At 46.7% G+C, this 15771-nt stretch carries 12 protein-coding genes; all 12 read left to right on the forward strand.

Annotated elements, in window-relative coordinates; all coding sequences use genetic code 11:
* Positions 1 to 3 precede the first annotated feature (3 nt).
* Entirely contained in the window at positions 4 to 873 is an 870-nt protein-coding gene (dapA, locus tag A4U59_RS09530; RefSeq protein WP_066173140.1) for a 4-hydroxy-tetrahydrodipicolinate synthase, read from the forward strand.
* Positions 874 to 1168: 295 nt separating this feature from the next.
* A complete protein-coding gene (locus tag A4U59_RS09535; RefSeq protein ID WP_066173142.1) occupies positions 1169 to 2836 on the forward strand; it encodes a ribonuclease J in 1668 nt (555 codons plus the stop codon).
* A 98-nt stretch (positions 2837 to 2934) separates the two neighbouring features.
* Positions 2935 to 3687: a ClpP family protease gene (locus tag A4U59_RS09540; RefSeq protein ID WP_066173143.1), complete on the forward strand. Its 753-nt coding sequence runs from the start codon at positions 2935 to 2937 to the stop codon at positions 3685 to 3687.
* Complete coding sequence (locus tag A4U59_RS09545) at positions 3684 to 3908, forward strand: YlzJ-like family protein (RefSeq protein WP_066173145.1); 225 nt, start codon at positions 3684 to 3686, stop codon at positions 3906 to 3908. The genes A4U59_RS09540 and A4U59_RS09545 overlap by 4 nt, the downstream gene beginning before the upstream one ends.
* 155 nt (positions 3909 to 4063) lie before the next feature.
* The gene (locus tag A4U59_RS09550) at positions 4064 to 6418 is read left to right on the forward strand and encodes a DNA translocase FtsK (protein ID WP_066173147.1); all 2355 of its coding nucleotides are present in this window, start codon (positions 4064 to 4066) and stop codon (positions 6416 to 6418) included.
* 498 nt (positions 6419 to 6916) lie between these two features.
* Positions 6917 to 7642 (forward strand): GntR family transcriptional regulator, encoded by a 726-nt coding sequence (locus A4U59_RS09555; protein WP_066173149.1) that lies wholly within the window; start codon positions 6917 to 6919, stop codon positions 7640 to 7642.
* A 132-nt stretch (positions 7643 to 7774) separates the two neighbouring features.
* Positions 7775 to 8872 carry a BMP family lipoprotein gene (locus A4U59_RS09560; protein WP_066173151.1) on the forward strand — a complete coding sequence of 366 codons (1098 nt, stop codon included), beginning with the start codon at positions 7775 to 7777 and terminating at the stop codon, positions 8870 to 8872.
* 153 nt (positions 8873 to 9025) lie between these two features.
* A complete protein-coding gene (locus A4U59_RS09565; RefSeq protein ID WP_066173153.1) occupies positions 9026 to 10558 on the forward strand; it encodes an ABC transporter ATP-binding protein in 1533 nt (510 codons plus the stop codon).
* Entirely contained in the window at positions 10551 to 11597 is a 1047-nt protein-coding gene (locus A4U59_RS09570; protein ID WP_066173155.1) for an ABC transporter permease, read from the forward strand. The genes A4U59_RS09565 and A4U59_RS09570 overlap by 8 nt, the downstream gene beginning before the upstream one ends.
* A gap of 1 nt (position 11598) precedes the next feature.
* Positions 11599 to 12561, forward strand: a complete 963-nt coding sequence (locus A4U59_RS09575) for an ABC transporter permease (RefSeq protein ID WP_066173156.1) — start codon at positions 11599 to 11601, stop codon at positions 12559 to 12561.
* Between the two features lie 573 nt (positions 12562 to 13134).
* Positions 13135 to 14424 (forward strand): EF-P 5-aminopentanol modification-associated protein YfmF, encoded by a 1290-nt coding sequence (gene yfmF, locus A4U59_RS09580; protein ID WP_066173159.1) that lies wholly within the window; start codon positions 13135 to 13137, stop codon positions 14422 to 14424.
* A gap of 2 nt (positions 14425 to 14426) precedes the next feature.
* Positions 14427 to 15713, forward strand: coding sequence for an EF-P 5-aminopentanol modification-associated protein YfmH (gene yfmH / locus A4U59_RS09585; RefSeq protein WP_066173161.1), 1287 nt, complete (start codon positions 14427 to 14429; stop codon positions 15711 to 15713).
* The last annotated feature ends 58 nt before the right edge of the window (positions 15714 to 15771 follow it).

The raw sequence follows: 15771 nt of genomic DNA on the forward strand, positions 1-15771 counted from the left end.
AAGATGGATTTTGGCCGAATTGGAACGGCAATGGTTACACCTTTTGACAATAAAGGCAACATCGACTTTGCCAAAACCACTCAACTAGTACACTACTTAATTGAAAACGGAACAGACACCCTCGTCGTATCCGGTACGACAGGGGAATCGCCGACACTTACTACGGAAGAAAAGGTAGCGCTTTTTAAGCATGTCGCAGAAGCGGCGGATAAACGGGTTCCGGTTGTCGCCGGCACAGGCAGCAACAATACACACGCTTCCATCGAACTGACAAAAAAAGCGGAGGAAGCAGGCGTGGATGCGGTCATGCTGGTGGCCCCTTATTACAACAAACCTAACCAGGCAGGGCTGTATCAGCACTTCAAAACAATAGCGGATTCTACAGCATTGCCGGTTATGCTTTATAACATACCAGGTCGGTCAGTTGTAAGAATGTCGGCTGAGACGATTATCGAGCTCTCAAAAGTCAGCAATATAGTGGCTCTTAAAGATGCGACAGGCGATCTGCCCGGCATGACGGAAATCATCGCAAATACAGCCGATGATTTTGTGCTTTACAGCGGCGATGACGGTCTTACGCTTCCTTGTCTCGCAGTCGGGGGAGCCGGAGTCATTTCGGTCGCCTCCCACGTAATTGGAAATGAAATGCAGGAAATGACGGCTGCTTTTGAAGGCGGAGACCTTCAAAAGGCTGCAGCCATGCATCAAAAACTGCTTCCGATGATGAAGGCGGTTTTTGCGGAACCGAGTCCTGCACCGGTAAAAGCAGCGCTGCAGATTAAAGGAATGGATATGGGATCAGTAAGATTGCCGCTCGTTCCTGCGAGTGAGGAAACAAGAGAGATGCTTGTGAAATTAATTCAAGACCTTTAAATCAGCCAATGCCCTGTCCAGCAGGGCATTTTTTTCCGTACAGGAAAGTATAAATTGTCTGCAAGGAAGCAGATTTCAACACAATGGCCAATTTTAAGAATACGTGCAGCTGCGCCTCAGTCTGTGCCCAAAGGCTCGCCAATCGGCGGGCTTTCTTCACACTATCCCCCCTTGCTGAACGTGATGCATGATTGCCAGCCATGAGGATATATCTTGTAGATTAAAAAGCGGTTACGATATAATAGGACCAAGTGTGTTGAACGGGAAATCTTGACATCCGGGAGGAGTATCGCAATTGAATGAGAGAAAAAAAGAAAAGATAAAAGTATTTGCCCTTGGCGGAGCCGGGGAAATTGGCAAAAATATGTATGTAGTTGAGGTGGGACATGATATTTTTGCAGTTGATGCGGGGTTGATGTTTCCTGAAGATGAAATGCTCGGCATCGATATGGTGATTCCTGACACCAGTTACCTGGCTGAAAATGCCGGGCGGATCAAAGGGGTGTTTCTGACCCACGGACATGAAGACCATATCGGCGGACTTCCTTTTATTCTCCGCTATCTCGATGTTCCGGTATATGGAACAAAGTTGACCCTCGGACTTGCGGAAGCTAAAATCGCTGATGCCGGGTCCGTGAGGAAGATAAAGCTTCGGACCATCGACTCCGATACAGTTTTGACGTTTGGCGGTACGAAGGTATCTTTTTTCAAGACAAATCACAGCATCCCCGATTCGGTAGGCGTGTGTTTCCATACAAGCCAGGGAGCTATCGTCTATACAGGGGATTTCAAGTTCGACCAGACACCGGTTGACGGCGAACTTGCGGATTTTCATAAAATGGCCGAAATCGGCAATCAAGGTGTCCTTTGCTTGCTTTCTGACAGTACGAATGCAGAACGTCCAGGATTCAGCGGATCCGAAGCACTTGTCGGCCGGGAACTTATTGATACATTTTCTACTGCAGCCGGCCGGGTGATCATAGCCGCTTTTGCAACCAACATCCACCGTGTCCAGCAAGTCTTCGATGCAGCATATGAATGCGGACGCAAAGTAGCCCTTCTTGGAAGGAGCATGAACCATGTGACGGATATTGCCGTCCGTCTCGGCCATTTACATATTCCAGAGGATCTGCTCGTTCCTGTTGAAGATATTCTAAAGCTTAACGACAGTGAAATTGTCCTGTTAACTACAGGGAGCCAGGGTGAGCCGATGGCAGCACTTTCTCTGATGGCAAAAGGGGCAAATAAGCACGTAAGCATCAAAAAGGGAGACACGGTCATTGTGTCGGCGACACCCATTCCAGGAAATGAACTTTCTGTAACAAAGACGGTCGACCTTTTATTCAGGGCAGGCGCAGATGTTATATATGGAAGAAGGAAGGTCCATGTTTCCGGACATGGAAATCAAGAAGAGCTGAAATTGATGCTGAATATCATGAAACCCAAATATTTTATCCCCGTCCACGGCGAGTATAAGATGCAAATTGCACATGCCCGCCTGGCTGAGGGTGCCGGGATTGCCCATCATGATGTTTTCCTTCTGGAAAACGGGGATGTTGTGGAATTTGCAGACGGCGAAGCCAGTGCCGGCGGAAAAGTTCCGTCTGGTAATATCCTGGTGGATGGTTTGGGTGTCGGTGATGTCGGAAATATTGTACTCAGGGACAGGCGCCTCCTTTCCCAGGATGGCATTTTACTTGTTGTCGTCACTCTTTCCAAAGATAAGAAAAAAGTAGTCGCAGGGCCTGAAATCCTTTCCCGCGGATTTGTATATGTCAGAGAATCGGAGCAGCTATTTTTGAAATCAAATGAAATTGTCCTTCAAATTCTTAACGAAGCTGCCGAAGCAAAGGCGATGGACTGGTCAACACTGAAATCCGAAATCCGGGATTCGTTAAGCCAGTACCTTTATGAGAAAACAAAGCGCCGGCCGATGATACTGCCGATCATAATGGAAATATAACCGTTTTGCATAAAAGCATAATTAATCTTATTTCAGTGTGAATCATTTCCTTATTCCCGCTTCATACTAATTGAAGAACAGAGGAAAGGAGACCGATCATGTCTGAAAATGAGAACCAGCAGGAAAAGGAATCCGGAAAGGAAAACGATGAGCAGAAGGCATCTCCATTGCTGGAAAAGATTCAGCAGCTGGGCCAGACGAGTGTTGCTTCAATGGGGGACTCCAATATCCATGTCCTGACGATTATCGGGCAAATTGAGGGGCATATGCAGCTTCCTCCGCAAAATAAAACGACGAAGTATGAACATTTAATTCCGCAGATTGCAGCAATTGAACAAAACCCGAAAATTGAAGGTCTGCTTGTATTGCTCAACACCGTGGGGGGTGACGTTGAGGCAGGTCTTGCCATTGCTGAAATGATCGCTTCTTTAACGAAGCCGACTGTCTCGATCGTCCTTGGCGGAGGGCATTCAATCGGAGTGCCGATAGCTGTATCGGCGAACTACTCGTTCATAGCTCCGACTGCCACGATGACGATTCACCCGGTAAGGCTTACCGGCCTTGTTATCGGTGTTCCGCAAACATTTGAATATCTTGATAAAATGCAGGACCGTGTTATCAGTTTTGTAACCCGTAATTCGAATATCGAAGAGGAAAAGCTGAAAGAACTCATGCTTTCCAAAGGGAACTTGACAAGGGACATCGGTACGAATGTCCTCGGTGAGGATGCTGTGGCATACGGGATGATTGATGAAGTCGGAGGTGTCGGCAAAGGCATCCAAAAGCTGAATGAACTGATCGCTGCATATAAAGGGGAGATGAATGAAGCGGAAGGGGATATGATCCAATGATCCTGTATACGACTGTTCCAGAGGAGCTGATGTTCCAGCCTGACCAGGCGGAATTTTCGAAACAAAAAGTCGTGACAATCAATTCGGTGCCCGTCGTTACAGCGGAGGTGTCACCAGGGAAGTATCAAATTGTGCGGATTTTAAGCACGGACCCCGGTGCATTTTTAAAGAGCAGCCTTGCACCTGGCCAGATGGTCGGGATGGATCAGGTAAACTCCTAAAAACCGGGGATGGACCGTGTTTTTTATGCTATAATAAATGAAGGGAAAAGCAGCCGAATATGACGGCTGCTTTCTTCGATTATCCATCTGATGGAAATACATAATTTTTTTCCTGCACATCATGAATACAGCTGAAGACTAATAGAGGTGACGGAATGGCAAAACGGAAAAGAAAACAGACAAAGAAGAAAGAAACGATAAAAAAACAGCTTCAGTTTGAGGTTGTCGGACTGACCATGTTCGCTTTAATGGTAATCGGCATCATAAAACTCGGGAAAGTCGGCGGTTTCCTCGTCATGATTTTCCGGTTTTTCTTCGGGGAATGGTATGTCCTTCCACTGCTGGGCGGATTGATTTTTTCATTATTTCTTATTGTTAAACGCTCGTTCCCCCCTTTTGCGACACGGAGGCTGAACGGATTATATCTGATGGGGGCATCCATGCTGCTGCTAAGCCATGTGAAATTGTTTGAAGATCTTTCAAGGCAGGGAGACTGGGCAGATTTATCCGTAATCCGCAATACGTTTGAGTTATTTAAAATGGAAACGGGAGGACAATCGATTATAAATGATCTGGGCGGCGGCATGATCGGCGCAGGCCTGTTTGCGATGTCCTATTATCTCTTTGATGTTCTTGGAACGAGAATCATCGCATTTTTGCTTATTTTAATCAGCCTTCTCCTTATAACCGGAAAATCCCTCCGCCAGACAGTCGGCGTCGTCTTTTCGTGGATCGGCGATTTCATCAAAAAACAATGGGGAGCTTTTTTGGATGATATCAGCACCTGGAAAGAGGGGAGAAAAAAGAAAAGGGAAGAGAAGGAACTGGAGCGGCAGAGAGCGATGGAGCAAGAGGAGCTTGAAATAAGCGGTGTACGTGATGAAAGCGGAGATGATGAGGAAGAAGAGGCTATCAATGGTGATGAAAGAGATGAGGAGCCGATCATTGCCAACTTCGCTGATGTCGCCTATCAAAAACCCGAAAAGGGCAAGAGAGATGCCAGCGGGAATGCACAGCCGCAAGAGAAAGCTGAAGACCAGGAAGGCGGCGGTGATGTAACCATCACTTTTTCGGAGCAGGAAAACAAAGATTACCGGCTTCCTCCGCTCAGTCTGCTTGAAGTGCCCCAGAAAAACTCGCAGACATTTGAAAAACAGCAAATTTCAGCCAATGCCCGCAAACTGGAAAAAACGTTTCAAAGCTTCGGTGTAAAAGCGCGTGTGGCTAAAGTGCATCTCGGTCCGGCTGTGACCAAATATGAAGTATATCCCGAAGCCGGTGTGAAAGTGAGCAAAATCGTCAACTTGAGCGATGACCTGGCGCTTGCCCTTGCCGCAAAAGATATAAGGATCGAAGCGCCGATTCCAGGGAAGTCAGCCGTAGGGATCGAGGTGCCGAATCAGGAGGTGGCGACCGTATCACTGCGTGAAGTGCTTGAGTCTCCGAAGAACGACATGGATAAAAAACTGATGATCGGACTTGGCAGGGATATTTCAGGTGATGCGGTGCTTGCGGAATTAAACAAAATGCCGCATCTGCTCGTAGCAGGAGCGACCGGAAGCGGTAAAAGCGTATGTATAAATGGGATTGTTACAAGTATATTGATGAAAACGAAACCGCATGAAGTGAAACTGATGATGATCGATCCGAAAATGGTTGAATTGAATGTATATAACGGCATTCCCCATTTGCTTGCGCCTGTTGTGACCGATGCAAAGAAAGCATCGCAGGCTTTAAAGAAAGTTGTCGCTGAAATGGAAAGACGTTATGACCTTTTTTCCCATTCGGGAACAAGAAACATTGAAGGTTACAATGAACATGTCAGGAAACACAATGAAAAGACCGGCGAAAAGCAGCCGCTGCTGCCTTTTATCGTTGTGATTGTCGATGAGCTGGCCGACTTGATGATGGTCGCAAGCGGAGACGTCGAGGATGCCATCACCAGACTTGCCCAAATGGCGCGTGCTGCCGGCATTCATTTGATCATCGCCACACAGAGGCCTTCGGTGGACGTCATCACAGGTGTCATCAAAGCGAATATTCCTTCCCGGATCGCCTTCAGTGTTTCCTCGCAGACCGATTCAAGGACGATTCTTGATATGGGCGGAGCCGATAAGCTCCTCGGACGAGGGGATATGCTGTTCCTGCCTGTAGGAGCATCGAAGCCGATCAGAATCCAGGGTGCGTTCCTTTCTGATGAGGAAGTGGAGGAGATCGTTGATTATGTGGTAGCCCAGCAAAAAGCGCAATACCAGGAAGAAATGATTCCATCAGAGGAGACGGAAGACTCCATGGAAGTTGATGATGATCTGTATCCGGATGCAGTCGAACTGGTTACCGAAATGCAGACAGCATCCGTTTCGATGCTGCAGCGCAGGTTCAGAGTCGGTTATACAAGAGCTGCCCGGCTGATTGATGCCATGGAGGCCAACGGTGTTGTCGGCCCTTATGAAGGAAGCAAACCGCGGGAAGTTTTAGTTTCCAAAAACAATGAAGAGGCGACTTCGTAACTGAAGGAGCCTCTTTTTTGTGTAAGGAAATTAAAATTTAATCGTTGTGGATAAAAAGCCAGAAAGGGAATCGCAGCTCCAGGTGCCAGCGGCTATCGTCATAAGCGGTGATCCCCTCCGGGAGGGAACGGGTACACTCGCTTATGCATACGCCGCTAAGCGGGCGTCTTGCGCATTTGTTCCGTTTCCATATAGATATTATTCGTACATAGAAATAAAAACCGCTGTACTTCAGCGGACCCATGAACAGTCCAGACCTTTGACATGGGGGAGAGGCCTGATGAATTGCTGAAATCTTTTTAAGAACTGCAACATTAATCGTCATAATCTCCAATAAATTTTCAAAAAAGGAGAAGAATATTACAAAAGTTTTACGAAGGTTATTTATTTATCAATTAAATAATGGTATATTAATCACGATAAACGATACGGTCTAACATCAGATGTCTGATGTACGGTCCTCTTGCAGGACCAGAAACGGATGATGGAGGAAAATAAATGAGCATAAAGTCAGACCATCGCCATCTATATTTACAGGTCATCGATCGAATCAAGCAGGATATTGAAAACGGCATCTACAAGGAAAAGCAAAAACTGCCGTCTGAGTTCGAGCTGTCGAAACAGCTTGGAATCAGCAGAGCGACATTGAGGGAAGCCCTCCGCATACTCGAGGAGGAAGCGGTTGTCGTACGGCGCCACGGTGTAGGAACATTTGTCAATTCAAGACCGGCGTTTTCTGCTGGGATTGAAGAACTTTTCAGTGTAACGGAAATGATCAAACGGGGCGGACAGGAACCCGGCACGATTTTTCTGTCGTCTGATGTCAGGCCTTCCAACGATGAAGAATCTGCTAAGTTAAACATTAAAGCGTCTCACGATGTTTTATCAGTCGAACGTGTCCGTACCGCTGACAAGCTGCCGGTCGTATATTGTCTGGATGTCATGCCCAGGTCGCTGCTGCCGGATAACTACATTCATGATGAAGAGTCCCTGTTTGACATACTCGAACACAAGGCAGGCCGGTATATAACATATGCTGTCACTTATATCGAGCCGCTTGGCTATCATGACAGGATTTCTCCGATCCTGGAATGCGAGCCGGAAACATCGCTGCTTGTTCTAAAACAGGTACACTATGATGAAAATGACGAACCAGTCTTATTTTCAATCAATTATTTCAGGGCTGATAAGTTCAGCTTCCACGTTCTAAGGAAACGGGTATAAAAGAAACCGCTTTCAACAGTGTGTGATTTTGGAAGCGCAATAGTAACCTTTAAGGGGGTGGGGCTGCGGATTCAGCATCACATATTTCGGTACTGTGTTTTTCTGATACTTACTTGAAGGGGGAAATTTAATATGAAGAAAAGAAAATTTGGTATGGCCATGTCCCTTGTCCTTGCAGCCGGAACAATTCTCGGCGCTTGCGGATCCGGTGACGAAGAAACGAAAAATGAAGGCAACGGCGGAGGCGGCGAAGCAAAAGAAGATCAGTTCACTGTTGCGATGGTAACTGATGTCGGCGGCGTTGACGACAAATCATTCAACCAATCGGCCTGGGAAGGGCTGCAGGAGTTCGCGAAAGAAAATGACATGGAGAAAGGCGATGACGGCATCGATTATCTCCAGTCCAAAAGTGATGCAGACTACAATACAAATATCAATAACCTGATCCGCCGCGATTTTGACCTTGTGTTCGGTGTCGGGTTCCTGATGGAAGAACCGATGAAGGAAATCGCTCCACAGCGACCTGAAGCAAAGCTTGCCATCATTGATGGAATCGTTGAAGAAGACAACGTGGCAAGCGTAATGTTCAAAGAGCATGAAGGTTCTTTCCTTGCCGGTGTTACTGCAGCACTTATGAGTGAATCCGGTAAGATCGGTTTTGTCGGAGGAATGGAAATTCCGGTAATCGAGCGTTTTGAATCCGGCTTCCTTGCAGGTGTACAGGCAGTCGACCCTAACATTGAGGTAGATGTATATTACACTGGCAAGTTCGATGACGCGGCACTCGGAAAAACAACTGCCAACAGAATGTATTCTGCCGGTGTTGATATCATCTTCCACGCTGCTGGCGGTACAGGCAACGGCGTGTTCACAGAAGCGAAAGAACGCAAGCAGAAAGATCCTGATGCAAACGTATGGGTTATCGGCGTAGACCGTGACCAGTATGAAGAAGGCGCTGTCGGCGATACGAATGTAACTCTTACTTCCATGGTTAAGAAAGTAAACGTCGGTGTAAAAGCCACAGCTGAAAAGACGATGAACGGCAATTTCCCTGGCGGCGAAGTCACTTACTACGGCCTTGCTGAAGATGGTGTAGGACTTGCTGATTCCCGCGGTGCGATCACAGAAGACGTTCTTTCAAAAGTGGACGAGTATAAGCAAAAAATCGTTGATGGCGAAATTACAGTTCCTTCAACCAAAAAGGAATTGGAATCTTTCAAAGCTGAATAAAACCCTTCCGAAAAATGAAGGCTAGTTGCTGAAACTAGCCTTTGTTTTCGGATAATAACTTAAAGTCCAGAAGATTAATAGATGAAAGGCCTCATCTAGCTGAGTCTTTTCATGTGTTAATTTTTTGAGTTACCTCAAAAGGGAGTGAACAAAGTGGAGTATGTTATTGAAATGCTGAATATCCGCAAGGAATTCGGCAGCTTCGTTGCAAACGATAATATAACGCTTCAGGTGAAAAAAGGGGAAATCCACGCATTGCTTGGAGAAAACGGTGCCGGGAAGTCGACACTGATGAATGTTCTTTTCGGATTGTATCAGCCTGAGGGCGGGGAAATCCGCGTCAAGGGTGAGCCGGTGAATATCACCGACCCGAACATCGCAAATGACCTTGGGATCGGTATGGTGCATCAGCACTTCATGCTTGTTGAAAACTTCACCGTTACCGAGAACATCATTCTTGGAAGCGAGCCGACAAAAGGCGGAGTGGTCGATGTCAAGAAGGCGTCTAAAGAAATTGCCGAGCTTTCCAAAAACTACGGCCTTGCCGTGGATCCTGATGCGAAGATTTCTGAAATCTCTGTAGGTATGCAGCAGCGTGTCGAGATATTGAAAACACTTTATAGGGGCGCTGACATCCTTATTCTGGATGAGCCGACAGCCACCCTGACACCCCAGGAAATCATCGAACTTATCGGCATTATGAAACGGCTTGTAGAAGAAGGGAAATCTATTATTCTGATCACCCACAAGCTGAAAGAAATCATGGAGGTCTGCGACCGTGTCACGGTCATCCGCAAGGGTAAGGGCATCGGCACAGTTGACGTGAGTGAAACAAATCCGAATCATCTTGCCAGTCTGATGGTGGGAAGGGATGTTGTTTTTAAAACGGAAAAAGGGAAGGCCCATCCTGAAGAAGTCACACTTGAGATTGAAGGCCTTCAAGTAGAAGACAGCCGCGGCGTACTTAAAGTGAAAGGGCTTGATCTCACTGTGCGGAGCGGTGAAATCGTCGGGATTGCCGGTGTGGACGGAAACGGCCAGTCGGAGCTTATTGAAGCAATTACAGGCTTGCGGAAAGTGAAAGGCGGCAAAGTGCTCGTAAACGGCAAAGACATCACAAACCACAAGCCCCGCAATGTCACCGAATCAGGCGTCGGGCATATCCCGCAGGACCGCCATAAACATGGCCTTGTCCTTGATTTTCCGATTGGGGCGAACTTGGTACTGCAAACTTATCATCACGAGCCGTTTTCAAAACGGAAAATCCTTAACTATAAAGCGATTTATGATAAGGCCCGCCAAATTATAGAAGAGTTTGATGTCAGGACACAGAGTGAATATGAACCGGCCCGGTCACTTTCCGGCGGGAACCAGCAAAAGGCGATAATCGGGCGCGAAGTTGACCGCGATCCTGACTTGCTCATAGCAGCCCAGCCGACAAGGGGGCTTGATGTCGGAGCAATCGAGTTTATCCATAAACGGCTGATTGAACAGCGCGACAATGGGAAAGCGGTTCTGCTTCTATCATTTGAATTGGATGAGGTCATGAATGTAAGTGACAGGATTGCCGTCATTTACGAAGGTCAAATTGTCGATATTGTCGATCCTAAAGAAACGACTGAGCAGGAGCTTGGTCTGTTGATGGCGGGTCATTCCAGGAAAGCGGGTGTAAATCAAGATGTCTAATCGGCTTAAAAATATACTGGTCCCCTTAATTGCCGTTATTCTCGGATTGCTTGCCGGAGGTCTGATCATGCTGGTCAGCGGCTTTAATCCGGTTGCAGGATACACAGCATTATGGAACGGGATTTTCGGTGATATTTATTTCATGGGGGAAACAATCAGGCAAATAACACCATATTTATTGGCCGGTCTTGCCGTGGCTTTTGCATTCAGGACCGGGCTGTTCAATATCGGAGTTGAAGGGCAGTTGATTGTCGGCTGGTTTGCTGCTGCCTACGTCGGTTTTGCCTTTGAGCTTCCGAAAATCATCCATGTGCCGGCTGCAATGCTCGCAGCTGCAATTGCCGGGGGACTGTGGGCATTCGTTCCAGGGCTTTTAAAGGCCAAGTTCCGCGTTCATGAAGTCATCGTCACCATCATGATGAACTATGTCGCCCTTCATACAACGAATGCACTGATCAGGAAAGTTTCCGACGGCGGTGACAGGATGGACAAGATTCAGGAATCAGCGTCTTTACGGTCTGTATTCCTTGAGAATATGACCGATTATTCAAGACTTCACAGCGGAATCTTTATCGCACTTCTTTCTGTACTTGTCATGTGGTTCATTCTGGAGAAAACTACAACTGGTTTTGAGCTGAAATCAGTAGGCTTCAATCAGCATGCCTCCGAGTATGCAGGAATGAATGTCAACCAGAATATTGTACTTTCTATGGTCATATCCGGAGCTTTTGCAGGTCTTGCCGGAGCGATGGAAGCGCTTGGCACGTTTGAATACGTATCTGTAAAAGGCGGATTCACCGGTGTCGGTTTTGATGGCATCGCTGTAGCCCTTTTAGGGGCCAACACACCGCTTGGCGTCATATTCGGCGCAGTTCTGTTCGGTTCATTGAAGTATGGATCGCTGAATATGCCAAATGAAGCCGGCATACCTACTGAAATTGTATCGATTGTCATTGCAATCATTATTTTCTTTGTGGCATCCAGCTATGTTATCAGACTCTTTCTTGAGCGAATGAGCAAATCCAAGGAGGTGAAGTAAGATGAGCGTTATGGAAATTTTGGCGTTTATCGTCCCATCAGCTATTTTTTACGCGGCTCCTCTTATTTTCACTGCCCTTGGCGGCGTATTCAGTGAACGGTCCGGCGTTGTGAATATCGGCCTGGAAGGGTTGATGGTCATGGGTGCTTTTATCGGCATCATTTCCAACCTGTTCCTTGTTGATGTTTTCGGAGCCGCAACTCCGTGGGTTGCTCTTATTGTCGCTATGGCTGTCTCGGCTATATTTGCGCTTCTTCATGCTGTCGCATCAATATCTTTCAGAGCTGACCAGGTCGTTTCGGGTGTCGCAATCAACTTCCTTGCTGTCGGCCTGTCCCTGTTTCTTGTAAAGAAAATTTTTGAAGGCCGCGGCCAGACTCCAATGATCCAGGAACGCTTCATGAGGTTTGATGTGCCGTTTCTTGCCGAGATTCCGGTCCTTGGGCCGCTGTTTTTCAAAAACGAATATTGGACATCCTACCTGGCGATCCTGTTTGCGTTCATTGTCTGGTTCGTCATTTTCAAAACACCGTTTGGCGTCCGATTGCGGGCTGTCGGCGAACATCCGATGGCTGCGGATACGATGGGGATTAATGTCAAGAAAATGCGCTATATTGCGGTTATGCTGAGTGGCGCTCTGGCAGGCATCGGAGGGGCGGTATATTCTCAATCCATCTCGCTCGACTTCAGCCATTCAACGATTAACGGGCAGGGCTTCATGGCTCTTGCTGCTATGATATTCGGAAAATGGCATCCGCTCGGTGCACTTGGCGCTGCACTTTTCTTCGGCTTCGCTCAGAGCCTGAGTATTATCGGGACAAGTCTTCCTTATATCAAGGAAGTCCCGTCTGTGTTCCTGCTCATCTTGCCGTATGTGCTCACCATACTGGCACTTGCCGGATTCATCGGCAGGGCAGATGCACCAAAGTCGCTTGGAACACCATATATAAAAGGAAAACGTTAACGATAACCCGGCTGGCAAAGCCGGGTTTATTTGTGTCCCGTATAGGATAGTGAGAGTTGTCAGCAAGGAAGTATTGAAGGGAAGCGAATAATTTCAAGAATGTGGGAAAAGGCGGCCGTACCGCTGTCTTCGCATAAAGGCCTGACAACCACCCGTTATAGTTTATCATATAATTATTATGTAAACAAAAGCGGGGCTGAGTAAAGGAAAATCCTCTGTTATCATTTACAGTTGAGATGGATGCTGCAACCTAATGGAATTTGTAAGAGACCCCAGCGAATAACCCGACCATGTCAATCAGAAAAGCGGGCATACAAGAGAGAAAGATGATTCATATGCTCTAAATCAGGAAATAAACTACAATAAGGTTCTATATGAATTTTGCCTTAAAAGCAAATTCCATTAACCGCTCTGACAAATTAATATGCAGGGCAGTCAAGAAAATTGAAATTTAAAGGTTATTTCTTGTAGATTTTTTCCCAGTATAGGAAAATATAATCTATACATACGTATAAAATGAGAGGCATCTTCAGAATGATATGATGTATCTCTTTGCGTAAAGGAGGGCATTACATGCAAAAAATAACGCACGTCAAAGAGGAAGCCGGCGGTATACGGCTTCATTCAGTGAAAACGAACAAATATAAAACGAACACCATCGTTGTTAAAATGAAGGCTCCTTTGAATGAACAGGATGCCACAATGAGGGCGCTCTTGCCGTATGTTCTTCAAAGCGGTACCGAAACGTTCCCGACGAGCACTAAAATCAGAAGCCGTCTTGACGACTTGTACGGAGCAACCCTTTCTGTCGATTTGTCCAAGAAAGGGGATTATCATATCATCTCTTTCCGTATGGAAGTAGCCAACGGTGAATACCTGCAGGAAAATGCTCCGCTCCTTGAACAGGCGCTGGAACTGCTGAGCGAAATTCTCCTGAAGCCGGCCCTTGAAAGCGGTGCATTTTCGGGAGATATCGTCAGTAAAGAAAAGCGAGCGATGAAGCAGCGTCTCCAGTCAATGAAGGATGACAAAATGAGGTATGCAAGCATCCGTCTCATTGAAGAGATGTGTAAAAACGAACCTTACGGCACCCCAGCTTATGGAAACGAAAACGACCTTGACGGCATTTCGCCGGAAAGTTTATTTGCCTATTACCAGACATGCCTGAAGGACAATGAAATTGACCTCTACATTGTCGGCAATACGGAAATGAGCCGTTTGAAAGAACTTGCCGCCCGCCACTTTCAATTCGGGGACCGCAGCAGCGCCGGACTGGCAGAAAATGCGGAGGCGGATACTGTGAATGCACCGTCAGAACCAAAAGAGGTCATTGACAGCGAACCCGTCAACCAGGGCAAGTTGAACATGGGTTTCCGCGCCTATACAACCTATAAGGATGACGACTATTTTGCTTTACAGCTATTCAACGGGATATTCGGCGGATTTTCCCACTCCAAACTGTTTATAAACGTAAGGGAAAAGGCGAGCCTCGCCTATTATGCAGCCTCCCGCCTTGAAAGCCACAAAGGGTTTATCCTTGTCATGTCAGGCATCGAATTCGGAAATTACAATCAAGCTGTCACCATCATAAAAGAGCAGATGGAACTGATGAAACAAGGTGAATTTTCGGATGAAGACATCAGCCAGACCAAAGCAGTCATCAGAAACCAGCTCCTTGAAACTGCCGACAGCGCCGGCGGGTTGATTGAAGTCCTTTATCATGAAGTGGTTGCCGGAAAGGAGCGGCCTTTTGAACAGTGGCTCGAAGGCGTGGCAAAGGTTACCCGTGAAGACATCATCCGGGTCGCCGAAAAGATCGACCTTGATACGGTCTATTTTCTCAAGGGAACGGAGGGGGAATGACAATGGAAAGAATCGAATACACCCAATTAAAAGAAGAACTGTTTCATGAAGTGCTCGACAATGGTCTTGAAGTGTATATTTTGCCGAAAAAAGATGTGAATAAAACATTTGCGACATTTACGACACGTTATGGATCGATTGACAACCATTTTACTCCCCTTGGCGGAAAAGAGCCCATTAAGGTACCGGATGGAATCGCCCATTTTCTTGAACATAAATTGTTCGAAAGTGAAGAGGGGGACGTTTTCCAGGACTTCAGCAAACAGGGTGCCTCGGCAAACGCATTTACTTCCTTCACGAGGACGGCCTACTTGTTTTCAAGCACCTCAAATGTGGAGAAGAATCTCGAAACATTGATTGATTTTGTGCAGGATCCATATTTCACGGAAGAGTCGGTTGATAAAGAGAAAGGCATCATCGGTCAGGAGATAAAAATGTATGAAGACAATCCGGACTGGCGTGTGTATTTCGGAACGATTGAAAATCTGTTCGCGGCCCATCCGGTTAAAATTGACATTGCCGGCACGGCAGAATCGATTTCAAGCATTACGAAAGATCTCCTTTATACGTGCTACAACACATTTTACCACCCTGGCAACATGCTCCTTTTTGTTGCCGGCGCGGTCAATCCGGCGGAAGTGATGAAACTGATCAGGAGCAATCAGGGCAAGAAAACATTTGCTCCTCCGGAACCGATCTCCCGCTATTTTGACGATGAACCTGAAAAAGCCGATCAACGGGAAAGGATCATTGAAATGCCGGTACAGACGCCGAAGATATTATTCGGTGTGAAAACGAAAAAAACGGGCCGAAGCGGCACCGATCTGCTGAGGCATGAATTGGCGATCGGTCTTATGCTTGATTATTTATTCGGTAAAAGCTCAAAGAACTATGAACAGTTGTATAACGACGGGTTGATTGACGATACATTTTCCTTTAATTATTCAGAGGAGGGCGGTTTCGGGTTTGCCGTGGTCGGCGGTGATTCTACAGAACCTGAGAAGCTGTCCAAAAAAATTGAGGGGTATTTCCGCGATTTCCGTGAAGATCCGCTGACAGATGAGGCACTTGAACGGACAAAGAAAAAGAAAATCGGCTCTTTCTTAAGGTCGCTGAATTCACCAGAGTTCATCGCCAACCAATTCACAAGATACCAATTCAATGGCATGAATCTGTTTGAAGTGATTCCTGTTCTTGAATCGCTGACTGCAGAAGATATAAACCAGGCTGCGAATGATTTTATCGATGAGAATTGTTTTACGACATGCATCGTTAAAGCGCCGAACTGATCATGAAAGAAACCCTTCAAACTGCCGACGCGGCAAACGGAGGACGCCGGAGGGAAAA

Source organism: Bacillus marinisedimentorum, assembly GCF_001644195.2.
GTDB lineage: Bacteria > Bacillota > Bacilli > Bacillales > Bacillaceae_O > Bacillus_BL > Bacillus_BL marinisedimentorum.

What these genes read in the sequence shown, in the direction of transcription:
- dapA (WP_066173140.1), top strand. Translation starts at nt 4, where the DNA reads ATGGATTTTGGCCGAATTGGAACGGCAATGGTTACACCTTTTGACAAT.
- A4U59_RS09540 (WP_066173143.1), top strand. Translation starts at nt 2,935, where the DNA reads ATGTCTGAAAATGAGAACCAGCAGGAAAAGGAATCCGGAAAGGAAAAC.
- A4U59_RS09545 (WP_066173145.1), top strand. Translation starts at nt 3,684, where the DNA reads ATGATCCTGTATACGACTGTTCCAGAGGAGCTGATGTTCCAGCCTGAC.
- A4U59_RS09550 (WP_066173147.1), top strand. Translation starts at nt 4,064, where the DNA reads ATGGCAAAACGGAAAAGAAAACAGACAAAGAAGAAAGAAACGATAAAA.
- A4U59_RS09555 (WP_066173149.1), top strand. Translation starts at nt 6,917, where the DNA reads ATGAGCATAAAGTCAGACCATCGCCATCTATATTTACAGGTCATCGAT.
- A4U59_RS09560 (WP_066173151.1), top strand. Translation starts at nt 7,775, where the DNA reads ATGAAGAAAAGAAAATTTGGTATGGCCATGTCCCTTGTCCTTGCAGCC.
- A4U59_RS09570 (WP_066173155.1), top strand. Translation starts at nt 10,551, where the DNA reads ATGTCTAATCGGCTTAAAAATATACTGGTCCCCTTAATTGCCGTTATT.
- A4U59_RS09575 (WP_066173156.1), top strand. Translation starts at nt 11,599, where the DNA reads ATGAGCGTTATGGAAATTTTGGCGTTTATCGTCCCATCAGCTATTTTT.
- yfmF (WP_066173159.1), top strand. Translation starts at nt 13,135, where the DNA reads ATGCAAAAAATAACGCACGTCAAAGAGGAAGCCGGCGGTATACGGCTT.
- yfmH (WP_066173161.1), top strand. Translation starts at nt 14,427, where the DNA reads ATGGAAAGAATCGAATACACCCAATTAAAAGAAGAACTGTTTCATGAA.